Below are 23,156 nucleotides of genomic sequence, written 5' to 3' on the forward strand. Positions count from 1 at the left end.
TGTATTCGTCTGCTATCGTTTTGCGAAACGCTACGGAGCGTTTCGATTTAGGAGATGAGTGACAATGAGCGCGATCGTGGTGAACCACGGCCTCGGAGCCCGTGCCGACAGCGTCTGGTTTCCCTATTTCACGGCGGAGCTGACCACACTCGGCCATACCGTGACGATCCCGAACCTGCCCGATCCGGACGCACCCCGGCTGGAGCCGTGGCGCAAAGCCTTCGCCACAGCGGTGGCCGCGGCGGGTCCGGCCGGCGATACCGTTCTGGTCGGCCACAGCATCGGCGGAGTCAATGTGCTGCGCATGCTCGAGCAGCACGATGTCGCCGCCACCGGGCAATTCGCCGGAGTACTTCTGGTGTCCACCGCAGCACATGAGGTCGGCTATGACATATTGGCCGAATTCTTCGCCGAACCGTTCGACTGGGCACGAATTCGTGGCGCGGCGCGCGAGTTCCGGGTGTTGGCCGCCGCCGACGATCCGGTCAATGTGCCCGATCCAGTCGAGCACGTCGGACTGCTGGTGCGCGGTTTGGCGGCCACCGCGGTGCTCACTGCGACCGGGAGCCACCTGGGCAACTTCCCCGACGACCACATCGAACTACCCGAGGCCGTTCGGTTGGTCGATGAAATCCAGGCGGCCACACGGTGACTCAGCAACAGATAGACGACAGCCGCGGACCTGCCGCGCAACCCGCTGGTCCGGTCAAATGGAAGCTGTGGCTGTTGACGGTCATCGGCATCTATCCGCTGCTCACAGTTCTGGTGACGATCTCAGGGCCGCTGCTCGAACCACTGGCGCCGCCGCTGCGGCTGGCGGTAATCGTGCCGATCGCCGTCGCGGCCATGGTGTGGGTCGTCATGCCATTGCTCACCCGCCGATGTGCGGGGTGGCTGATGCGGTGACGGATTCTATTGGGACCGTACGGGTTCCGCGCGGCTCAGCAGGTCTTTGACGATGGTGTCGCGTTCCAGCGGAACTCCGAGACTGCGCGCATTGCCCTCGAACAGCGCGAGCACCGATTCGGTCAGGATGCCTTCGACGTGATCGGAGGTCAGTGTGGTCGCGCCATCGGAGCGCCAGTTGTTCACGAAACCGTCGACGAAGCCGATAATGCCGAAGGCCATCGGGCGGGCGCGATTCGGATCGATTCCGAAGCGCGCCAACGATATTGCAAACATATCGGCGAGCCGACCACCGATGCGATTGCGCGCACCGGCCAGCGCCTGTGACGAATCCCCTTGCGGCGCGGCCTCCCCCAGGAATCGGTGCAGATTCGGATGACGCTCGACCCAGCCGATATAGGTACCGATCGCCCCCCGCACAGCATCGCGCAGGGTACCGTCGGGATGCAGGGTCGGCATCAGTGCGGTCAGCAGTGAATTCAGGATCTCCCGACGAATCTGCTCATCGAGATCGGCGCGTCCGTCGAAATGCCGGTACACCACCGGACGCGGCAGATGCAGCCGGTCCGCGATCGCCTGCACGGACACTTCGACACCCTGCTCTTCGATCACCGTGATCGCCGCATCGATGACGTCCGCGCGACGGCGTGCCTTGTGGCCGTGCCATCGGGTGCTGCGACCGTCCGACGCGGCGGGATCGCGCTTTCCGGCGGTGCTGCTCACCAGCTCACGATACCTGGAACGACTATTGACCGTGACAGTCTGTCTCACTAACCTGAGTGTTACAGCTTGTATCAGGTATTCGAGAGTTGGAGCCGACATGGGCAACGAGGCCGCAGTCATCCCACAGGAATCCTTCGCACAGCGCCTGCTGACCGGTTCGGTGAAGAAGTCGTACGAACCTGCCGTCGATATGGACTGGGACGCGCCGCTCGATCCCGACAAACTGTTCCTGCCGCCGGAGGTGGTTTCGCTCTACGGCACCGCGCTGTGGGAATCGATGACCCCGCAGCAGTGCCGGGAACTGTCGCGCCAGGAACTGGCCAATGTACTGTCCGTCGGCATTTGGTTCGAGAATCTGCTCAACCGGCTGCTGCTGCGGGAACTGATGCGCGATGATCCGACCACCCGGCATTCGCACTACACCCTCACCGAAATGGGTGACGAGTGCCGGCACATGATGATGTTCGGCAAGCTCATCGACCGGATCGAGGCGCGTCCGTATTGGCCGCGGCTGCCCGGCCGACTCGCCATCGGGGCCCTGCCACTGTTCCTGCGCGGGTCGATGACCTGGGTGGGCGCACTCGTCGGCGAGGAGATTTTCGACGCACTGCAGCGGCGCACCCTCGACGATCCGGAGTTGCAGCCCTTGGTTTCTCGGGCGATGCGGATCCACGTCACCGAGGAGGCCCGCCATATCGGATTCGCACGCGACGCACTTGCGCGTCGGGTGCCGACCATGTCGCAGGCCGAATTGGTCTACACCCGTTTGTGTGTCGCGGTGGCCGCACCGCTGTTCGTCTATTTGATGACCAATCGGCACATGTACGACCGTGCCGGGCTGGACGGTCGAGCGGCGCGCCGGATCGCGACGAATAACCCGTATGCGAAGAAAGCGCTCGGTACCGGCGCCGCGAATCTCGGTGCATTCCTGGACAAGCAGGGCTTGATCGGTCCGTTGGGCAAGCGAATCTGGCGTTGGCGGGGGCTCTACGCATGACCGAACCCGGAATCGTGATTGTCGGGGCCGGTTTCGGTGGTATCGGCATGGCCATCGAGCTGCGCAAGTCCGGTTTCGACGACTTCGTCGTGCTGGAGAAGGCCGAGGAGATCGGCGGAACCTGGCGGGAGAACACATCCGATATCCGCAGGCATGTTCGGCTCCGGTCCGAAGTCGTCGCACTCGACTTCGATGACGAGGCGGACCGCTGGCACGTACGGACCGCGGACGGGCGGCATTTCCAACCCCGCGCGGTGGTGATGGCACCGGGACCGCTGCACGAACCGAGCATGCCGGACTTTCCTGGCCGGAATGTTTTCCGGGGAAGTAGTTTTCACTCGGCGCTGTGGGATCACGATTTCGAGGTGACCGGCAAGCGGATCGCCGTCATCGGAACCGGTGCCAGCGCTGTGCAGTTCGTACCGCAGATCGCGAAGCAGGCCGAGCAGGTGACGGTATTCCAGCGGACACCACACTGGATCGTGCCGAAGCCGCATCGGCCGCTCTCATCGGTCGAGCATCGGATGTTCCGGTATCTGCCAGGGGCGCAACGGTTCTACCGCTGGGCGATCTATCGGGGTTACGAGTCGTTGACCCCGGCGTTCATGAATCCGGAGCTCATGCGTCGTGCGGAGACGGTGGCGCGGGCGCATCTGCGTCGTCAAGTGGCCGACCCGGAGCTGCGGCGCAACCTCACGCCGGACTATCGGCTCGGATGTAAACGAATCTTGGTTTCCAACAACTACTATCCGGCGCTGCAGCGGGAGAATGTCGCGCTTTTGACCTCACCTATCGCGTCCATCACCGAGACCGGGATCGTCACCGCCGATGGTATCGAGCAGGAATTCGACGCCATCGTGTACGGGACCGGGTTCAAGATCTCCGACCGATTCACCGATCAGCACATCGTCGGCGCGAATGGGCTCACTCTCCAAAAAGCTTGGCGCACTGGGATGGAAGCGTTCCTGGGCGTCGCCGTGCACGGTTTCCCGAACCTGTTCCTCATCATGGGCCCGAATTCCGGTGGCGGAAATCAGTCGATCGCCTTCATGATCGAGGTGCAGGCCCGCTATATCCGCCAATGCCTGGAGCTGCTGAGCAAAACCTCCAACAGTCGGATCGAGGTCCGCGCCGCGACCCAACACGAATTCAATCGCCGGGTGCAGTCGAAACTGGCCGGCACCGTGTGGAATTCGGGCGGCTGCGGGAGCTGGTACCTGGACGAGCACGGGGTGAATCGGGCCACCTGGCCGGGTTCCAGCGTCTCCTATCGGCGCACCATGCGCCGACCGGACCCCGGCCACTACGACCTGACCGTGCCAGCGGATCGGGAACCGGCACACGAGTATTCGGGTCCGGCGCTGCTCGACGCCCCGGGCGTGGAAGTACCGGTCGAGGTCACCCTCGGCGGGCATCCGGATCCGATCGACGGCCGCTACCACTGGTACGGGCGCGTCGCCCCGAGCGACGGCCATGAGTTACCCGATCCCGGACGTGCCGAGGTACTGCTCACCCTGCCCGGCGGCGTGCCGACCGCTGGTCGCCTCCAGGAGCGTGACCCCTGGGGCAACCTCCGCATCGTCGGTATCGGCACCCCGCCCTACCCGCTGGCCGCGGTCTGAGTGGCCGGGCGCAGCAGCCATGCGCGCAGGGCCTCGGTGACCTCGTCGGGGCGTTCTTCCATGATGAAGTGGTTGCACGCGCTGGGGTGGGCTGACTAACGTCCCATCCCAGTCCGCCCCGTCGTCTGTCATAGCCAGCAAAAACGCCCACTGACGTGGATGGGTCGTCAAACAACATGTGCCGAGAATCGATCGCATCGACCTGTCGATCGTCGCCGATTCGGTCGGGTTCGATCGCGTTGCGTGGCGCCCGGAGGGGCGAACTTCCCCAGAATTTCCCCCAAAATCTCCCGGGACGGATAGGGCCGCCCGTTGTTTGCTACGTGGCCAATCAACCAGAAGAAGCGCCTGCCGACCCTGCTCTGACGTGGGATTTCTTGTTCGCCACCGGAACTGACAGTGTTGACGTGCCGCTTCTATGGATGGTCGAATCCCGACGACAACCCACCCGAGGGAGCTAGACCCTCCCGGCGTGGCTACAAAAAATGCCCCTCAGCGGATCTAGACCATCCGCCAAGGGGCTGATGCCAGGAAGAAGGGACCTTCCCGACATGACCATTATCACCATGCCAACGCGCCGACGGCGTGCCCAGGCTGCGGGTCCGTTCGATGTCGACTTCGATTTCACCGAACAGCAGAACCGGGCACGGAAACGCTTGGCTGAGCAGACTGATGACGCGTTCATCGACGCCAAGTCCGACGATGAACTACTCGCCGAGCGCGCCGTCGAGGAGGACATTCGTGCGCTGACCCGTATCGCTCGCCTGAACACCGCCAAAGACGCTCATCGCCACCAGGAACGACGGCGGCGTCTCGAAATTGCTGATGCCGAGGCGCATGCGGACGCCATCGCCACGCATCGGCGTGTCGCTAGCCCCGCTGCCCGGGTCGGGCGACTATTCCGTAGCTCACAGTGGGTCTCACGTGTCATGAATGGCGTCGTGGTGACGGGCGTGCTGTGGGGATCGGTCAACGTGCAGAACAACCTGATGGCAGGGGCCGCCATCACGGACCCCCGATATTGGCTTGCATTCCTCGTCGAGCCGCTGATCACGCTGCCACTCATCGCGATCATGCACCTTGCAACCACGGCGTCCCGAGAGGGACACGTGATCGCCAAGTCGAAGATTGTCACGATTGAGGCAACGTTGTTGCTGCTGAGTATCACGTTGAATGTCATGCCGCATATCGCAGCTGGTGACATTCAGGCGACGATCGAGTTCGGCATCGCACCGTTGATGATCGCGGCTGTCGTGTGGATGCACTCGTTCGCCGCTGGCGAGTTCGCCATGATGATCGGCAACAGCCCGGCCATGGCCGATCCCGTTACGGTCGCCGCTTCCGGATCCGCGTCGCACCCAATGAATGACGCTGCTTGACTGCGCCCGGCCGGCTCCCCCATCAGCACAACTGATCATCGCCATTCCGGCATACGAGCCTATGGCGCTGGCTGCACAGCGATAACCGGCACCAAACCCTCACCACCGGTGTCGTCTCGCGGCCGCAGAGGTCCCAATCCCTATACAGCCTGGGGAATCAGAACTTCCGCGAGCGCCATGTGTGAATCACCGGCACCCGGGGGCTTGACATTTCGGCACATCCCCTCTGGTGGACCTGCTCTCACGCTGTGCCGGACCAACCTGCGCGGGATGGCGTGGCCGTTGGGGCCGTGACCGGTTGTGCATCAAGACAACTCGAGCATGGATGCACCACGCGGCGCGCGGCGCCCGTCTTGCTATCGCTTGTCACTGAGGCCGCCACATGCGGGGTCGCCATCCGCGCGTCGTGATGGCAGCATTCGACGCGAACGAGCTGTGTTCGTGCGGCTTTCGCGTCGCACGGTGGATCGGCTTTGCCAAGCCGACATAATTTGTCAATAATCAAGGGCACCTCGGTCGGCTGCGGTTGGGCACTCACACGACACGCACCGCGAATCGGCACCTTCGAGGCATTGCGTCTGTGGTGAATTCATACGACAACCTCTAGAAGCCGGACCCGAGATGCTGCCATGTTCGGACGAGCAGGCGGGCGCAGGAAACAACGCCCGCAGCGGCACGAGTCGGGGTCGGCGCGTGCTGTCAGGGTTTCACATCGATCTCGTGCAAGTTGTCGTCTATATTACCGGTCGACTCGCCTGCGCATACGCGCCGACGGAGGTCGTTTCCTGGCTGATGATTCCAGTGGCCACCGGGTCGGCCGACAAGTTGACGTGTGGCCAACGCCCAGTCAGGATCCCGCTCGAAGCTGTGCCGCGAGGCGGTCACCGGCTGGGACCGCTGTTTGTCGAGCGCACATCAGGGGCTGGTCCGCAACGCCGCGAACGCGGCGGGCACTGAAGTGGCCATCGTTATCCGTTCCAGCGCGGCCTTTCCGATGAAACCGCGGGTATGTAGTTCGGTGATCCATTCGAACAGTCCGCGGTAGTGGCCATAGGGATCGAGCATTACCACGGGTTTGTCGTGTATGCCGAGATCGGCGCTGGTCCAGATCTCGAGGAATTCTTCGAGGGTGCCGATGCCGCCGGGGAGGGTCAGGAAGGCGTCGGCGCGATCTGCCATGATCTGTTTGCGTTCTCGCATGGTTTCGGTGACGAGTAGTTCATCGGCGTGGATGTCGGCGACCTCACGGTGCACCAGGTGTCTCGGGATGACGCCGAGGGTGTGCGCTCCGCCGGCTCGCGCCGCGGTGGCGACCGCGCCCATCATGGCGACGCGACCGCCGCCAGAGACCAATTGCCAACTCCGGTCGGCGATTTCGGTGCCCACCTGGGTGGCCAAAGCCAGATGCACGGGGTCGACGGTGCTCGCCGAGCAGTACACGCATACCGAATATCGACGCGCGGACCCGCTCACTGGTTGCCCGCCGTTGCATCGCAATGGTCATCGGCTGTGTCGCTTCGCATGTAGATGACATCGAAGGTGTGTGGGTCATAGATGTGCAGCGCGCCCGCAGGATCGCGGACGATCCAATGGCCGATCGGGATGGTCTGCCCGCCGCGGCCTCGATGCAATAGCAAGACCGGCACCGATCGGCCGCCTGGCGGTCGCGTATGTTCGATATGAACGAGATTCCCAGCCCATTCTGCTATTTCGGTGCAGTTGGTGCCGGTCCAGCGGATGGCTTCGACCGCTGCCGGCCGAGGACGGAACGAGAAGGGGCCGCCCCCTTCGATGCCGATATCGGCTGCGACTTCACGCATGTGCGAATCACTCCGGGTAGGAAAGACGACGGAGTCCTCAGCCGAACAGGTCGGTGAATACCGCGTACTGTTCGTGGCCGTGCTCGGCGTGGACTTGGGCTATGCGTTGCGCGAGTTCGATTCCTACGGGTTCATCGGGGGTGATGGCGGCCAGGTCTCGTGGGTCCGTCTCGGTCTGCTCGCACCATTGCACGAGCGCCTCGAATCCGTTGATGGAGGCGACGAATCGCCGTTGCCGAGTGTGCTGCCAGGCAGCTGCGAATTCCTCCAGCATTCCATTGCCGAGCATCCGCAGGGCTCGGTCGCGGAGGCGATCGACGTATGTCGATTCATCGCGCAGGGCGAGAACGCGGGTAGCGAATCGGAACGCGAACTGGTCTCTGTGTAGTGCGAATCGGCGCAGCACGGAGATCGAGCCCCCTTCGATGACAACGCGCTGGTGGTATCGGGTCAGTGTCTGGACGTGGTTCAACAGCGACTGGGCTGCCTCGTTCGCCGGGTAGTCCCCGTCGGGGACAACACGGTGACTGAGGTGAAATCTGTTCGCCGCGCCGGTGAATCGCGCGCTGGTAGATGGCAGATCCACATAGCACTGGATGCGGTCGGCGACGACGACCGGTGCCTGCATTGCGTCGGCCAGTTCCATCGCTGCTTCGGTTTTACCCGATCCGGTGGGACCGGCTATCAGCAGCACTTCCGCCGATTCCGGGAACATGCTTCTCTCCGTTGAGGTCTCGCCTCGGCCGGGTGTCGGTACTGAGAACTCGACGACTGATGCCGCAGTCGTTCGACTCGATAGCTGGTCAGATTGATTGTGTTCGAACATAATTCACCGATTCCGTAGTTCGGGGTGCGCAGTTGGCGCGGCGAGCGGGCAGCACGGTGCGCCCCGCCTGTGGTTTGTAGGAGTCCGCGCCCGATTCAGGTGAGTACGGCTGCTAGGGCCGCGCAGGTGTACTCGGTTTGAGCTCGGGTCCCGATCGTGACGCGGATCCATCCGGGTAGTTCGAACCCGGCGAGATCACGAACGTAGATCTGGTGTTCGTCGGCTAATCGAGCGGTGACCGCTGCGCCGTCGCGACCTCCAGTGGAAACCATTACGAAGTTCGTCACCGACGGTAGAAAGCGCACTCGCGCCTCGTGCAGCCGGGTGTACATCAATTTCCTCGCCCGAGCGGTCTGCCGCCGGACACCGTCGATGTACTTCTGCTGCCGAACTGCGATCGGAACTGCTCGCTGCGCCATCGGGTTCACGCTGAACGGCAGCGGTTGCCGCGCTTGCTGTAATTTGTCGACCAGTCGCGTCGGCCCGACCGCGTAACCAATTCGCAGTGCCGCCATAGACCACGCCTTGGAGAAGGTGCGCAAGACGATCACCTGCCGACCTGCCCGCACCTCGTCGATCGCGGACTGGGCAGCAACGAAATCCATGTAGGCCTCGTCGACGACGAGAACGGCGCCGGTCGCCTCGGCCGCATCGATGAGGTCACGGATCTGGCCCGGCGCGAGCAGGGTTCCGGTCGGATTGTGCGGATTGCACACGAAGGCCAGATCGGTACCCGCGCCGATGGCCTCGACGATGGCCGACGCGGCAACGTGATAGTTCTCCAGCTGGACTTTGCGAATCTTGGCGCCGACCAACGCCGAGGACCCGGCATAGCCGGGAAAGGTGCAGTCGGTCAGTACGACATTGCCGCCGTACCCCGCGTAGGCGTGTACCGCGAGCAGCATCAGCTCATCGAGTCCATTACCCACCGCGACCATGTGATCGGGCAGGCCGAGGTGGCCGGCGATGGCTGCACGAAGATCCCGGCACTCGCTATCGGGATACCGGTGGCAGTTCGCCATGATCTCCTCGGCCACCGCCTCCCGCACGCCGTCGGGTGGACCGTACGGCGACTCGTTGGTGTGCAGATACAGCGGCAAAGTCGGAATTCCTGTCATCACCGTGCACCCACCCCAGCGCCACGATGCAGTGCGTGTGCTATCGACTGCGCCGCGGGATTCAGGTACTCCGGGGTCACCGCGACATCGATCACCACTACTCCCGAAGCGTGACCGAGTGCCGAACGCAGCCTGAGCAAATCGTTCGGGCCCGCAACCCGGATAGACCGGGCTCCGAAAGCCGCCGCGAGAGCGCAGAAGTCGGGCGATTCGTAGTCGGCGTAGTCCGGCGGCAGCTGTGCGCGCCGGAGATTGTGCCGTTCCTGCGCGAAACCGCCATCGTTGAGGATGACGATGGTCAGCGACAACCGCTGGCGCACTGCCGAATCGAGTTCGGCCAGACTCATCATCAGTTCGCCATCTCCGGTGATATGGAACACACGCAGCTCGGGCCGGGCCACGCAGGCTCCGATCGCTACCGGAAGGGCTTGCCCTATCGCACCGAAATCGGTTGAGACGCAACTCCATTCCCGCGCTCCCGTAGGCGGTATGAGCTGGGCGGCGGTCACCGCGGCGTGCCCACCACCGATCACCACCGCACGATTGTCGGGTAACTGCCCGAGCACGACCTCCAGCGCGCACCGCGGATCGAGCGTGCTCGCGGTGTTGTGCCACGGCCGAACATCGATAGGGCTCCGGTCCGCGATGATGTCGACAACGCCAGCACACGGCGTTCGGGCCGCAGTGTCACCGAGCAGGGCGAGCACAGCGGCGACACCGGTGGCGGCCGTCATATGAAGGGCGATCCCCGTGTCGCGAGCCTCTGCGACGACGGATCGATCATTGTCGATTCGCACCACTCGTGTGGATTCGGCGAACCCGGGTATCGCCATGGGGTGCAAACTCGTTCCGACGGCAAGCACGACATCGCACTCCCCCAAGGCGCGCAACGCGCGACCATCACCCATCCCCCCACACACACCGGCATCGAGGCGATGCCCGGCGAACAGTCCGGCAGCCGGCAGGGTGGTGGTCAGAACAGCACCGAACCGCTCTGCGAAGGAACGTAATTCGTGTGCGGCCGCGCTCGCGCCGGAGCCAGCCACCACGCCGATCTGTTCGGCGTCGGCCAACACCGCCGCCGCGGCAACAACTTCCGACGGCAACATATCCGGCTCCGCGCGCGTTGGCAGACTCGTATCCGCGGGAATGGGCGACTCCTGCACATCCACCGGCACGCTCAGCACATACGGTCGGCCGGAACGCAGCACCGTGACAGCACGCTCCCATTCAGCGCGCCACTGCCCCGCTTCGACTATCCGACCGGAGGCGCCGGCAACGAGGTGGCCGAACCGTAACTGATCCAACCGTTGTGGATTGCGCTTGTCCCCCGTCCCGACCTCGCCCGCCAATACCAGCACCGGCGCCCCATGCTCGCGCGCAACGGCGAGCGCCGTCCCCGTATTGGTCAGACCAGGCCCCGCCGTCACCGTCGCAACCCCGAACCGGCCACTGAAGCGAGCAAACCCGTCGGCCATACTCACCACCGCACTCTCATGCCGCCCACGCACAACTCGCATATGGTGTCGAAAACCCAGGTCGCACATCAAATTCTGATTAGCGCTACCCATCAGTCCGAAGATGACTTCGACACCCGCACCGTGGAGGGCGTCGGCTAGACCTTCACGCACACGCACACTGACCTCTGAAAAATAGCCGGAGCATTGCTGCAAAACTGTTTCGAATACACGGAAACTGGATTGCTCGAGATCGAACCTATCCCCGACGTTCAACCTTGCACAATGCTCACAATAGGAAGACCCGGCGCGGCGGATTACCCAAGGTGACAATCCGCACTCGATCATTAGATTCGCCGGTGTAAAAAAGCAACCGCTCGGTATCCAATCGGCAATACGTTGAACAGCAGACCCCTTACTGAATTGGTTGCGAGAGTGGACGGGGTGTACTGTCAACCGATATAGATTTCGGCCCTGGATCCACAGGCGCATCGCGATCGGCTGCCCTATCGAGGAAACAGCTGAACGATAGGGGGTTTCCGAATGGTGGATCGCATCACGACCGACAACGAGATCGATCGGCTCGTCGAGTTCCTGACGTCACACCTCTTGAATATCGGCGAAGCGACGATGACAGCCAACGATCATGCCATCGCGGCACATAACAAGTTATCCGTACGTCAGCGCCTGCATTTCAAGCAACTGATGTATCAACTCGGCTCGAGCATTGTCGAAGGGTTCCGGCTGGGCAGGGATTTCGGTCGGGTGAATACCGAACCAGTACGTGAAATGGCAGGTATCTATGCGGACTCGGGCTTCGTCGAGCAGGACGTGGCGCTGTCGACGACTATCGCCATCAAGACCGCGATGCGCTACGTCTTCGAACATGGCGCGGAAAACATGCTGCCCGGTCTGATGGAGTTCGCGTCGTACAATCGCCCCGCCGCTAGGGTGTTCAACCAGGTCATGATCCCGGAATTTCGAGCCCGCCTGCTCGAACCGGGCAGCGATCACCCCGTGCGACTGCTGGCTGGAAACGCTTTGATACGGGGCAATATGGCCGACCCCACACTGACGGAGTCGGATCTCGAAGCCTTGTATTCAATCATGCGAATCGCGACACGGGCGGACGACGACCGAACGGAATACATCCGCAGCACCTGGCGCCGCGTCGCCGATGACTTGAACGAATCGGACGTCTATTGGGCGTTAGCCGACAACGACCTCGTGCTAATCTACCCACACTCGCTGGACACCCGATCGGCGGAAATTGCGCGAGAACTGGCGGCGCAGCGACTGAATGCACCATGCTGGGCGACCATATCACCCCCGGTGTCCGCATCCGGTATTCCAGCGGCAGCTGCCGAATGCGAGGAAAGCCTCTGCTGCATTCAACGTCTCGGATATCTACCCAGGGTCTATGAATCGAGGGCGATTCTCTTCGAAAGAATCGTCCTCACTGCGGATCCTGCGCTCCTACACAAGGCACGAGAACTCTTGCAGGACGTGCTGAGCCAACCCAAACTGGCCGAAACTCTACATGCTTGGATCGCGCACAACGCGCGCCGGGGTGCAACCGCTCAATATCTCGGCATCCATCCGCGGACCCTGGACTACCGGCTGCGGCGGATGCGCGCTGTCACTGAATTGGACCCCGCCGATTGCTCCACCTTACCGCTGCTGCGGACTGCGGCAATAGCGTGGTCGGCCGACCGGTGAATAGGCCACCTCTCACCGAGTTGCTCTATTACTTTCTACCGAACCAGGATCGAGCATCCGGATCCAACCAGCATTCGTCCGGTAATATACCTAGAATACGGATGTTATATTCTCCCCTGGATCATTCCAGTACACATCTTCAATAGCGCTGAATCACAGCAAGCGGCACATCGTCGAGACCCTTCGCGTGCTTGATCGGGCAGGTACAGCTGCCCGATGGCCGAGCGGGCTGCGACCGCGGGTCACCGAGCCGCGGTCGGCCTGCGGTCGGCCCGGCGGCGACGTCGCTGCGGGGCCGACCGTCAGAAGGATCGCCACTCGGCATGCTCTAACCGAGTCACCCCCGCACCGGTGTGCGTGTTTAATGTAACATCGATTCAATTATTCGCCAATGATCCGTCCAATAGCGATACGGCCGAGGCGACGCCGCGAGGTCACCACATCGACCACGCGCATCGAGCTATGCGCGCGCATCCGAAAGCTCAAAGTCCTGGACGGGTCAGCACGACTCTCCAGCTCTGACAAGGGTGCGCCGAACGACCGCCGCGGCAGCCCGGTTGGTCATCGGACCGTCGAGTTCCACAGTGCCACGTCCCTCGTCGTCGACGGCGGCCAACGCATCCGCCATCAGCCGACGCGCGCGCTGGACCTACTCACAGCACCAGATCGTCGAGAATCAACGAGTCGACGCGGTGCGCTTTCGTGCAGGTAGCGCCAGTCCCCTCACCCGAGGTCACCGGCCCTCGAAAGCGGGCTCGGATTTAGCGATGAAGCTGCGCACGGCGCGTGCCGCATCGACTGTGCCGGCCGTTCGCGCCAGGGCGTCGATCTCGGCGGCCAGCTGCTCGGACAATGTCGAGGACCCCGACTTCCGCAACAAGGTCCGTATCTCGGCGTAGGCACGAGTCGGTCCCGCAGCCAGGGCTGCGGCCCGATTCAATGCGGTCTCCTCGAGCTGATCCGCGGCGACGACCTCGGAAATCAACCCCCATTCACAGGCCTCGTGCGCGTCGAGGACTCGGCCGAGGTACAGCGCCTGCGCCCGGCGCAGACCCACCAAGCGGGGCAGATACCACGAGGTGCCGCCATCACCAGAGAGCCCGAGCGCGGTGAATCCGGTCGCGAACTTCGTTCCCTGCGCTGCGAGCGCGACATCGGCGCAGTACACCAAACCCAGCCCACCGCCGCCGGCGGAACCGTGCACTGCCGTGACGACCGGCACCGGCAGCTCGGCGAATAGCCGCAGGGCCTCGTGATAAGGAGTCGCCATGTGTCGCAGCGTCGTCGACAGTTCCTCCGGCTCGGTGTCGGCGAAAACGGTGATGTCTCCCCCGACTGTGAAGGCGGGACCGTTGCCCATCACCACCAGCGCTCGCAGATCCGATCGCGCCACGCAACGCTGTGCGACCTCGTACAGATCGTCGGCCATCGCCCGGTTGATCGCGTTGCGTTGGTCGGGCCGGTTCAGCCGCAGGACGGCGATGCCGTCCGTCACCGCGAATTCGACGGTGCGCAGGCCGTTCTCCGGGGTCAAAGCCTGGCGCCACCGTTCGCTGTCGGTGAGTTGCGCCAGCTCACGGATTCGGCCATCCGAGAAGCTCAGAATGTGCACGAATTCGGCATCCAGCACACCGTGCCCGACGCGGGCCGTGCCCGTGTACCTTCCGGTGACCATAAGCCGGCCATCGTCGAGCCAGTCGAACCGCGCCGGCACGGCCCGCGCCTGGTAATGCCTGGAAATACGGCCCCAGAAGTCACGTCGCATGGCGTCGGGCCCGTCGTACACCCCGCCGAGGTCCAACGGGAGCCCCTCGGTCGCGCGCCCCGCGAATCGCGGATGCAGCAGGGTCTCCAGCCGCTCTCGGTCCCCTTCCGCCAACGCGTTGTACAAATCAACCGCCAGCCCATGGGCCGCGGCCCGTTCGTCCTTCTGCAGCGGAGAAGGCGTGTCGCCGCCGCGCTCTGCGGCATCGCCGTCACGGTTCATCGTCGAATCCAGCTCTCTCACGATCGGCAACGTCGCGTCGAACGTTCAGTTCGAGTCGCGCTGCGCGGGTTACACGAATACTTGCATTAATGAATCTAATTTTGATTTGAAATCTAGCCGCTATGGAGCGAACAATCAAGCGGCGGCACCTCGCCCCTCGCCGAGCTCACCCGGAGGCGGGCAGAGGATTCCACACACCGGCACCTCGAGGTTCGAAAGCGGCGCGATGCGAGCCTATGTCGCGGGATCCGAACAGCGGCCACCGAGCCGGCTCCGGATCACACAGGAGGCAGGGTGCGAGTCGGGTCTCGTTAGTGCTGCACAGCACTCGATCGCCGGATGATTTCTAATATAACGTAGATACAAGCTGAAGCTTCGCCGAGCAGAAAGAGAGTGGTGCACATGCCGCTGGTTGCCGATCAACCCGAGGACTGGACCGAACCCGGCGCTCACCAGGTCGCCCGCGGGATCCACCGTGTCCCCCTCCCGCTCCCGCTCGACGGGCTCGGAACAGTCAACGCCTATGTGCTGGAAGCGACGGACGGGCTCGTGGTCATCGACCCAGGCTGGTACGGCCCCCAGACTGAAACCGCTATGACCGTGGCGTTGCGGCGGCTGGGATATCGGCTCGACGACATCGCCACCTGTCTCGCCACCCACCATCATTGGGATCATTACTCCCAGGCGTACGCATGGCGCAGCACACTCGGCTGCGAACTGTTCGTCGGCCGGGAAGAACGCCACAGCATCCTGAGTTTTCACACCGATGCCGGACGGTTCCCCAATCACGTCCAACTACTGGCCCGCTGTGGCGCACCCGAACTCGCCCGAGAGCTCGCGCACACCCCGGCTCCCGAGAACGAGGTCGGCGTCTCATTCGGACCGCCGGACCGCTGGCTCGAACACGGTGACCGAATCCAGCTCCGCGATGGGCAGATCGAAGTGATCGCGACGCCAGGACACACCCGTGGCCATGTTGTCTTCCATCACACCGACAGCCGAGTCCTGTTTTCCGGCGACCACATTCTTCCGCACATCACCCCGTCGATCGGTCTCGAGTGGGCGCCGGAACCGCATCCGCTCCGTTCCTACATCACGTCCCTCGAATTGGTGCACGGCCTGCCGGATACGGCTGTACTGCCGTCCCACGGACCCGTGACGATCAGCAGCCACAGCCGTATCGAGGAGCTCCTGCGCCACCATCGGCGTCGATTGGACGAGATCTGCGACGAGGTCGCCGCCGGCTCGTCGACTGCCTACGAGGTGGCCCGCGCATTGCGATGGACGCGCCGAAATCGGCGACTGGACGAACTGCCGATCGACCACAAACTGTCTGCGGTCACCGAAATCCACGCGCACCTCGATGTATTGGCCATGCTCGGTCGGGTGAGTTATATCGATCAAAGCAACGTACGCACCTACGCTCTCAGCGCGTGATCCCGATATCGCTCGCGAGCGCCTGCCCGGCATTGCTCGCCGAGGAGAACGCCGACCTGGGAATAGTCGCCTATGAAAATGCCCCAGACCGTACAGCGCGATGGAAGCTTCATCAGGCCGCACCGCGACGCCCTGGCCTCGACACACGAGCTGATCGGATACGGTAATGCCCTGGAACGCCGCGATTCGACCAGAGTGACAGCCCGCTCGCGCATCTACGCTGTGACGCGCGAGCGCACCCGAGGCGCGGGCTCAGAGCTGGACAGATCACACTGATCTTCGCGCCCTCCCGATCTCACCAGCGATCAAGCTGAGAGCTAGTGCCCGTCCAGATACGTTGCTTCGCTATCAGGCCCGGCCGCGCGCCGAGCGTAGTCGAAAGGCGGCTCGCCACACCGTCCGACACCGCAATTCGACTGCGCTCGACACGATGGCGCCATACGCAGAAGCTAATTGGACGAGGCACTAGGAGACTGCTGAATAACTCGGTGTGTTGACCCGGCCCGCAGGGCTGGGTCAACGAGGATGGTGGGGTGCAGGGTGAGGGTGGTTCGGATCCGCAGTTGATGGATGCTGCTGCGCTGGTTGGGCATTTGGTTCCGGCGGGCAGTGTGTTCGCGTTCCTGGCTGAGCATCGGCGTGAGGTGTTCCCTGCGGAGATGTTCGAGGATTTGTTCCCGTCCCGGACGGGGCGTCCGAGTCTGCCGTGTGAGGTGGCGGCGTCGGTGATGGTGTTGCAGGCGTTGCAGGATCTGTCGGATCGGGAAACGGTGCAGGCGTTGCGGTGTGATCTGCGGTGGAAGGTGGCTTGTGGGTTGGCGTTGGACGATGAAGGGTTCGATCCGTCCACGCTGACCTATTGGCGGCGCCGGTTGGCGAAGTCGAACAACCCGAACAGGATCTTCGACGCTGTCCGCACCGTTGTCACCGAAACTGGTGTGCTGCAAGGTAAGACGCGTCGGGCGTTGGATTCGGTAGTCCTCGACGATGCGGTCGCCACCCAGGACACGGTCACCCAATTGATCGCGGCGATCCGGCGGGTGCGGCGCGAGGTGCCGGGCGCGGCGGCGGTCATCGCGGCGCAGTGCCGTGCTCACGACTACGACGATCCCGGCAAACCCGCGATCGCCTGGGACGACGACGCGGCCCGGCAGGTGTTGGTCTCGGCGCTGGTCAACGACGCGACCGCGGTCGTGAACACGTTGGCAGACAACGAATTCGATGAAGATATCCGAGATAAAGCGTCTCAGGCGTTGGCGTTGCTGGCGTTGATCGCCGGCCAGGACGTCGAACCCGCCGAGGACTCCGATGGCACCGACGGCCGGTGGCGCATCGCCCGCAAGGTCGCCACCGACCGGGTGATCTCGGTCGTCGATCCCGACGCCCGCCACATCCACAAAACCGTCCACAAACGACAGGACGGTTACAAGGCCCACCTCGCGGCCGAACCCGACACCGGACTGTTCACCGGCGGTCGCCTCGCCAAAGGCAACGGCAACGACAACCACGAATCCGTTATCGGCCTGGACCTACTCGATGGCGAAGACGGGCACCGAGATGTGTTGGGCGACAGCGCATACGGCACCGGCGACATGCGCGCCGAACTAGCCGGTCAAGGCCACACCGCGATCATCAAACCCTTCCCGCTGCGCCCAGCGGTCCCTGGCGGGTTCACCCTCGATGCCTTCACCCTCAACCACCACGACCGCACCGCGACCTGCCCGGGCGGGGTCACCCGCCCGATCACCTCGAAACACAAGGTTGTTTTCGGGGCCGCCTGCCGCGGCTGCCCACTACGCCAACGATGCACCACCAGAACAGACGGCCGCACCCTCAACCTGCACGAACACGACGCCCACCTGCGGCAAGCCCGCCACGACTGGCGCGAGAACACCGACCTCGTCACCACCTACCGCCGCCACCGGCCCATGGTCGAACGGTCCATCTCCTGGCTTATCGGCCCGAAAGGACGCTGCCGGAAACTGCGCTACCGAGGCATACCCGCCAACAACCAATGGCTACACACCCGCATGGCCGCACTGAACCTGCGCCGACTGCTCAACCTCGGACTCGACCGCATCGACGACACCTGGGCCATCGCCTGACCGGGCCACCCCACCAACCGACACCCACAACCAGCCGACACCGCCCACAACAAGCCCGACGTGCCCAACCCCACACCCCAAGTCCAAGTCCACCAAGGACCGAAGCGGGTGCCCGCGCTTCGCGCGGACACCCACCAACCAAGCCCTTATTCAGCAGTCTCCTAGCGCCCGGTCTTGACCGCAAACAGCACACTGGCAAACTTCGCCTCGCCGCACGGCCGCCGGGCGTTGGCGGTGACGTCGAAGCAGCGGCAGTGCGTCCGGGCCTCGAAGAAGGTCGACCTACCGTCGTATAACATAGATTCAAAGAATCCCCGGGACATGACGATTACTCACCTCGACGTGCGGTGTGTCACCGAAAAGTCCCCGACAGAACTGGCCTATAGTTGAAGCGTGGCTAGAAAACCAAAGGTGCAGCAGGCGGCGGACGAGGATCACTCGCCGGAGTCCAAGTCGGCCAGGACTCGTCAGCGCATTCTGGATGCTGCTGCCCATGTGCTGAGCGTGAAGGGTTACTCGGGGACGCGACTCAGCGATGTCGCCGAGTACGCCGAACTCCAGGCTCCCGCTATCTACTACTACTTCCCCTCGCGTGAGGAGCTCATCGAGGAGGTCATGTGGAGCGGGATCGCCGAGATGGTCAAACACCTGCAAGGCGTTCTGGACGAGATCCCCGGTGACGTCTCGCCCATCGACCGCATCATGATCGCCATTGATGCTCACCTGCGCCACGAATTGGAAATGTCCGACTACGCCACCGCGGCAATCCGCAACAGCGGCCAAGTTCCCGAGCATCTGCGCGCTCGTCAGCTCGCAGAAGAGGCGAACTACGGCACGACCTGGCGCAAGCTGATCAAGGACGCCGCCGCCGAAGGACAGATCCGCAGCGATCTGGACCTGCACGTCACTCAGATGCTCATCATGGGTTCGTTGAACTGGGCCGCGGAGTGGTGGACGCCCCGGCGGGGATCGCTGGAAACCGTTATCCGCACAGCGCAATCGCTGATTCGCGCCGGAATCGCGACAGCCGAGGCGTCCGGCGAATCCGCATCACCGCCGCGGCGCCGACGGGCACCACGGAAGACAACCGCCAAGGCCGAATCCGCCTGAGCCTCGAGCGCGTCAGCGCACGATCCGGAGTGCCTCGGTCGGGCACCCCTGTACCGCCTCCTCCACAGCGGCTAGTTCACGGTCGGTGATGGCCTCCTCGAGCTGGACGAGTTCGCCGTTGTCATCGATTTCGAAGAACTTCGGTGCGAGCGACTCGCAGATGCCCAGGCCCGTGCATTTGCTGCGATCGACGACGACCCTCATGCCTGTCTCCTTTGCTACCATGTTTTGAATCAAAGATAAATTAGATTCCACCCTCGGTCAATAGACGGGGAGCCGATGACCACCACATCTCCAATGAATGCCACCCGAGAACGCATCCTCGCCGCAGCCGCGCACATTCTCAGCCGGCGGGGCGTCGCAGGGACCCGCCTGGCCGACATCGCGGCCCATGCGCAGCTGCGCACACCTGCCGTCTACTACTACTTCACATCGCGAAACGACCTGGTCGCCGAGGTGATGCGGGAGGGGCAGCGCCGAGTACGCAAGCACGTCCACGACGCGGTCACCTCGGCTCCACCGGGGACTCCGGTGATCGAGCTGATCGAGGCTGCCGTGGAAGCCCACCTGCGTATAGAACTGGAGCTGTCCGACTTCGCCTCCGCGGTAACCCGCAATGCCGGTCAGCTGCCCCCGCAAATCGCCGAGTCGCTTCGCTTGGAAAGCGCGGCATACCACGCGATTTGGCGCAACCTGCTGGAACGGCTCGCCGCGTCCGGACAGCTGCGCCCGGGACTCGACATCGGGATTGCCCGCATGCTCGTCATCGGCGCGCTCAACTGGACGGCGGAGTGGTGGAATCCGGAACACGATTCGCTCGACACACTGATCGCTACCGCACAGTCGATCGTGCGCAACAGCCTCGCCTCGAGCCAGGTCGGCCGCCCACCGCCAGCCGCCCACCCTGACGAGCGAGACTGTTCGACAGTGCAAAAATTTTAGTTTATATTCAATTAATCAATAGTCGCACTATAGGAGAATCCATGCCCGAGGCGTACATCATCGATGCCGTTCGCACGGCGGTAGGCAGGCGGGGCGGCGGCTTCGTCCAGCCGCATCCAGCGGACATGGCCGCGCACACCATCAAAACCGTGGTCGGCCGCCACGACTTCGATCCTGCCGATCTCGATGACGTGATCCTCGGCTGTCTCGACAACATCGGTTCGCAGGCAGGCGACATTGCCCGCACGGCGGCGTTGGCTGCGGGCCTGCCGGAGTCGGTTCCGGGTGTCACCATCGACCGCCAGTGCGGATCCGCGCAGCAGGCTGTGCATTTCGCGGCGCAGGCGGTGATGAGCGGTACGAGCGACCTGATCGTGGCCGGCGGTGTGCAGAAGATGAGCCAGTTCCCCATCCTGAGTGCATTCCAGGCCGGTGAACCCTACGGCGCAATCGATCCGTGGACCGGTTGTGCGGGTTGGCAGGCCCGGTACGGCAGTGAGAAGATCTCTCAGTTCCGTGGCGCGGAGATGATGGCCGAGCGCTGGGATCTGAGCCGGGAGGCCATGGAGGCCTTTGCGTTCGAAAGTCACCGCCGCGCGCTGCATGCCATCGCGGAGGGCCATTTCACGCGTGAGATCACCGAATTCGCGGGTGTTTCAGTCGATGAGGGGCCGCGCGCAGACACCTCCCGCGAGAAGATGGCAACCTTGAAGACGCTCGTCGAAGGCGGACGTCTCACCGCGGCGGTCGCCAGCCAGATCTCCGATGGTGCGGCGGCATTGCTGGTCGCGTCGGAGGCTGCGATCGAGCGCTACGGGTTCCGACCGCGTGCGCGCATTCACCACATGTCGGTGCGTGGCGCGGATCCGGTGATGATGCTCAGCGCCCCGATTCCCGCCACCCAGCACGCTCTCAAACGAGCAGGGCTCTCCATCGATGACATCGACGTTGTGGAGATCAATGAAGCGTTCGCGCCGGTTGTCCTCGCCTGGATCGCCGAGATCGGCGCCGACCCCGCCGTCGTGAACCCCAACGGCGGCGCGATCGCCCTCGGGCATCCGATCGGATGCACCGGTGCACGTCTGATGACCACACTGCTGCACGAACTCGAGCGCACCGGGGGCCGCTACGGGCTGCAGACCATGTGCGAGGGCGGTGGCCAGGCCAACGTCACCATCATAGAAAGGCTCTGACATGCGCCGGGCCCTGTATGCGGCAGACCATGAGACATACCGCGAGACCGTGCGTGCCTTCCTCGAGCGCGAGGTCGCACCCTACAAAGACAAGTGGGACGAGGACCGCTGGATCGACCGCGAGGTCTACAAGAAGGCCGCGGCAGCCGGCTTGTACGGACTTGAGATCGGTGAAGAATACGGTGGTTCCGGCGTGCACGACTATCGCTATCGCGCGGTCGTCTGCGAGGAGGTATCGCGCATCGGCGCGCTATCGTTCAACACCACGATCAGCCTGCAGGACGACCTTGTTCTGCACTATCTCCTCGATCTCACCAACGACGAGCAGAAACAGCGGTGGCTGCCCGGTTTCGCCACGGGCGAGATCATCGGCGCACTAGCCATGACCGAGCCGGGCGCGGGTAGTGACTTGCGCGGCATCCGTACCGGCGCGGTGCGCGAGGGTGACTCCTGGATCATCAACGGGCAGAAGACTTTCATCTCCAGCGGCATCATGGCCGATGTGGTAGTGCTCGCGGCTCGGACCGATCCCGAGGCGGGTTCGCGCGGATTCAGTCTGTTCGTGGTCGAACGTGGCACGCCCGGTTTCGAGCACGGACGCAAACTCGACAAGATCGGACTGCACGGTCAGGACACCGCCGAGCTGTTCTTTGTCAATGCTCGTGTCCCGCATACGAATCTGCTCGGCGAGGAGGGAAAGGGCCTGCAGTACCTGATGAGTCATCTGCCGCGCGAACGTCTCGGGCTCTCGGCGAAGGCCATGGGAACGACGCGCGCCATTCTCGATCAGACCATCGAGTACTGTAAGCAGCGGCGGGCGTTCGGTCAGTTGATCGCTGATTTCCAGCACATTCGGTTCGAGCTGGCCGAGATGCAGACCGAGGTTGATATCGCGGAGGCCTACTTCGACAAATCGGTGCTGGCATACAACACCGGCGAACTCGATCCGATCGATGCAGCCAAGGGCAAGTGGTACATCAGCGAGCTCCAGAAGAGAGTGATCGACCGCTGCCTGCAGTTGCACGGCGGATACGGTTACATGACCGAATACCCGGTTGCCAAAGCCTTCACCGATACTCGGATCCAAACCATCTACGGTGGAACCACCGAGATCATGAAGGAACTCATCGGACGGGCACTCGTTCGCTGATTTCCGAGCGGCCCCGTACCTCGCCGAGGTACGGGGCCGCTCGTGTTCCCGAGTCAACCAGCCACGCCACGCTCGATCAAACTGTCCGCGTCCACGATTCCCCACTCGTTCAGAACAACCCCCGGTGTGCTCACCGGGCGACGGCGGCGGGTCCCCAGCGCGGTCCGCGACAGCGAAAATCGCGGTGCCGGAGCCGATTCCGTGATCGACGATCGTGCCACGCGCTTCGATGCGGGGATGTGTCGCAGCTTCGCGCAGGCTGACGACGGGAGCAACACACGCATCGGATTCTTCGAAAATTTCACACCACCGTGTCATGGTCCGCGTCGCGAATGCCGTGGCGATCTTGGCCCGAATGGTCGGCCACGCGCTGCGATCGTGTTCCGGGCGGGGTCTTCGTCGATGCCCAGTCGGGTCAGTAACTCGGCGTAGAACTTGGTTCGATCGCGCCGACCGCCATGTGACGGCCATCAGCGGTTTCATACGTGACGTAGAACGGCGCGCCGCCATCGAGCATGTTGGTGTTTCCCCGATCGTTCCAGGCCCCTGCGTTGACGAAGGCGTGGATTCCGGTCAGCAGATGGGCTGCAAGACGGCGCAGCATGAGGTCCTCAACCGTGCCCGGTGCGGCCGATACCTCCTCGCCGGATCTCATGAGCTGGACT

The 23,156-nt window shown here is 63.4% G+C and carries 21 protein-coding genes and 1 pseudogene; 12 read left to right on the forward strand and 10 right to left on the reverse strand.

What is annotated here, in order from left to right; genetic code table 11:
• Positions 1–64 precede the first annotated feature (64 nt).
• Both ON44_RS46875 and ON44_RS18120 read left to right on the forward strand, forming a co-directional pair.
• Positions 65–652, forward strand: coding sequence for an alpha/beta fold hydrolase (locus ON44_RS46875; RefSeq protein ID WP_051182157.1), 588 nt, complete (start codon positions 65–67; stop codon positions 650–652).
• The gene (locus ON44_RS18120) at positions 649–906 is read left to right on the forward strand and encodes a putative antibiotic biosynthesis monooxygenase (RefSeq protein WP_051182158.1); all 258 of its coding nucleotides are present in this window, start codon (positions 649–651) and stop codon (positions 904–906) included. Before ON44_RS46875 ends, ON44_RS18120 begins: the two co-directional genes overlap by 4 nt.
• Before the next feature lie 6 nt (positions 907–912).
• Here ON44_RS18120 and ON44_RS18125 read toward each other — a convergent pair whose 3' ends face one another.
• On the reverse strand, positions 913–1,629 hold the full coding sequence (locus tag ON44_RS18125; RefSeq protein ID WP_040691534.1) for a TetR/AcrR family transcriptional regulator: 717 nt from the start codon (positions 1,627–1,629) through the stop codon (positions 913–915).
• Positions 1,630–1,726: 97 nt separating this feature from the next.
• Between ON44_RS18125 and ON44_RS18130 the strand changes: the two genes are divergently transcribed.
• The 3 genes from ON44_RS18130 (at position 1,727) to ON44_RS18140 (ending at position 5,627) form a co-directional block, all read left to right on the forward strand.
• Positions 1,727–2,626, forward strand: a complete 900-nt coding sequence (locus ON44_RS18130) for an AurF N-oxygenase family protein (protein ID WP_040691536.1) — start codon at positions 1,727–1,729, stop codon at positions 2,624–2,626.
• Entirely contained in the window at positions 2,623–4,248 is a 1,626-nt protein-coding gene (locus ON44_RS18135) for a DUF4873 domain-containing protein (RefSeq protein ID WP_040691537.1), read from the forward strand. The genes ON44_RS18130 and ON44_RS18135 overlap by 4 nt, the downstream gene beginning before the upstream one ends.
• 551 nt (positions 4,249–4,799) lie before the next feature.
• On the forward strand, positions 4,800–5,627 hold the full coding sequence (locus ON44_RS18140) for a hypothetical protein (RefSeq protein ID WP_040691540.1): 828 nt from the start codon (positions 4,800–4,802) through the stop codon (positions 5,625–5,627).
• A 915-nt stretch (positions 5,628–6,542) separates the two neighbouring features.
• Here ON44_RS18140 and ON44_RS18145 read toward each other — a convergent pair.
• The 5 genes from ON44_RS18145 to ON44_RS18165 form a co-directional block, all read right to left on the reverse strand.
• On the reverse strand, positions 6,543–7,100 hold the full coding sequence (locus ON44_RS18145) for an LOG family protein (RefSeq protein WP_040691543.1): 558 nt from the start codon (positions 7,098–7,100) through the stop codon (positions 6,543–6,545).
• The gene (locus ON44_RS18150) at positions 7,097–7,447 is read right to left on the reverse strand and encodes a hypothetical protein (protein ID WP_040691547.1); all 351 of its coding nucleotides are present in this window, start codon (positions 7,445–7,447) and stop codon (positions 7,097–7,099) included. Before ON44_RS18150 ends, ON44_RS18145 begins: the two co-directional genes overlap by 4 nt.
• A gap of 37 nt (positions 7,448–7,484) precedes the next feature.
• A complete protein-coding gene (locus ON44_RS18155; RefSeq protein ID WP_040691549.1) occupies positions 7,485–8,162 on the reverse strand; it encodes an isopentenyl transferase family protein in 678 nt (225 codons plus the stop codon).
• A gap of 206 nt (positions 8,163–8,368) precedes the next feature.
• Entirely contained in the window at positions 8,369–9,391 is a 1,023-nt protein-coding gene (locus tag ON44_RS18160; RefSeq protein ID WP_051182159.1) for a pyridoxal phosphate-dependent aminotransferase, read from the reverse strand.
• The gene (locus tag ON44_RS18165; protein ID WP_083897961.1) at positions 9,391–11,340 is read right to left on the reverse strand and encodes a thiamine pyrophosphate-binding protein; all 1,950 of its coding nucleotides are present in this window, start codon (positions 11,338–11,340) and stop codon (positions 9,391–9,393) included. Before ON44_RS18165 ends, ON44_RS18160 begins: the two co-directional genes overlap by 1 nt.
• Before the next feature lie 51 nt (positions 11,341–11,391).
• Here ON44_RS18165 and ON44_RS18170 point away from each other — a divergent pair, with 51 nt between their 5' ends.
• The gene (locus tag ON44_RS18170) at positions 11,392–12,567 is read left to right on the forward strand and encodes a PucR family transcriptional regulator (protein ID WP_040691553.1); all 1,176 of its coding nucleotides are present in this window, start codon (positions 11,392–11,394) and stop codon (positions 12,565–12,567) included.
• Positions 12,568–13,300: 733 nt separating this feature from the next.
• On the opposite strand, the gene ON44_RS18175 is transcribed toward ON44_RS18170, so the two are convergent.
• The gene (locus tag ON44_RS18175; RefSeq protein ID WP_245567216.1) at positions 13,301–14,575 is read right to left on the reverse strand and encodes an enoyl-CoA hydratase-related protein; all 1,275 of its coding nucleotides are present in this window, start codon (positions 14,573–14,575) and stop codon (positions 13,301–13,303) included.
• Positions 14,576–14,956: 381 nt separating this feature from the next.
• On the opposite strand from ON44_RS18175, the gene ON44_RS18180 reads away from it, so the two are divergent.
• The 3 genes from ON44_RS18180 (at position 14,957) to ON44_RS18195 (ending at position 19,206) form a co-directional block, all read left to right on the forward strand.
• Positions 14,957–15,991 carry an MBL fold metallo-hydrolase gene (locus tag ON44_RS18180; protein WP_040691554.1) on the forward strand — a complete coding sequence of 345 codons (1,035 nt, stop codon included), beginning with the start codon at positions 14,957–14,959 and terminating at the stop codon, positions 15,989–15,991.
• Between the two features lie 533 nt (positions 15,992–16,524).
• Entirely contained in the window at positions 16,525–18,096 is a 1,572-nt protein-coding gene (locus ON44_RS18190) for an IS1182 family transposase (RefSeq protein ID WP_373283176.1), read from the forward strand.
• 393 nt (positions 18,097–18,489) lie between these two features.
• Positions 18,490–19,206, forward strand: a complete 717-nt coding sequence (locus ON44_RS18195; protein WP_040691558.1) for a TetR/AcrR family transcriptional regulator — start codon at positions 18,490–18,492, stop codon at positions 19,204–19,206.
• Positions 19,207–19,218: 12 nt separating this feature from the next.
• On the opposite strand, the gene ON44_RS18200 is transcribed toward ON44_RS18195, so the two are convergent.
• Positions 19,219–19,410: a ferredoxin gene (locus ON44_RS18200; RefSeq protein WP_040691562.1), complete on the reverse strand. Its 192-nt coding sequence runs from the start codon at positions 19,408–19,410 to the stop codon at positions 19,219–19,221.
• Positions 19,411–19,485: 75 nt separating this feature from the next.
• Here ON44_RS18200 and ON44_RS18205 point away from each other — a divergent pair, with 75 nt between their 5' ends.
• The 3 genes from ON44_RS18205 to ON44_RS18215 are packed head-to-tail and all read left to right on the forward strand — an operon-like array spanning position 19,486 to position 22,491.
• Positions 19,486–20,148 carry a TetR/AcrR family transcriptional regulator gene (locus ON44_RS18205; RefSeq protein ID WP_051182160.1) on the forward strand — a complete coding sequence of 221 codons (663 nt, stop codon included), beginning with the start codon at positions 19,486–19,488 and terminating at the stop codon, positions 20,146–20,148.
• 41 nt (positions 20,149–20,189) lie between these two features.
• Complete coding sequence (locus tag ON44_RS18210; protein WP_040691564.1) at positions 20,190–21,341, forward strand: acetyl-CoA C-acetyltransferase; 1,152 nt, start codon at positions 20,190–20,192, stop codon at positions 21,339–21,341.
• Position 21,342: 1 nt separating this feature from the next.
• Positions 21,343–22,491 carry an acyl-CoA dehydrogenase family protein gene (locus ON44_RS18215; RefSeq protein WP_040691567.1) on the forward strand — a complete coding sequence of 383 codons (1,149 nt, stop codon included), beginning with the start codon at positions 21,343–21,345 and terminating at the stop codon, positions 22,489–22,491.
• 201 nt (positions 22,492–22,692) lie between these two features.
• Here the strand turns inward: ON44_RS18215 and ON44_RS54040 are convergent.
• Positions 22,693–23,001 (reverse strand): annotated as a pseudogene (locus ON44_RS54040) (CoA transferase); the annotation flags it as partial.
• Positions 22,907–23,146 (reverse strand): hypothetical protein, encoded by a 240-nt coding sequence (locus ON44_RS46885; protein ID WP_051182162.1) that lies wholly within the window; start codon positions 23,144–23,146, stop codon positions 22,907–22,909. The pseudogene ON44_RS54040 and the gene ON44_RS46885, both read right to left, overlap by 95 nt.
• Positions 23,147–23,156 lie beyond the last annotated feature (10 nt).

The sequence above is a fragment of the Nocardia vinacea NBRC 16497 genome (assembly GCF_000308835.1).
In the GTDB taxonomy this organism is placed as follows: domain Bacteria; phylum Actinomycetota; class Actinomycetes; order Mycobacteriales; family Mycobacteriaceae; genus Nocardia; species Nocardia vinacea.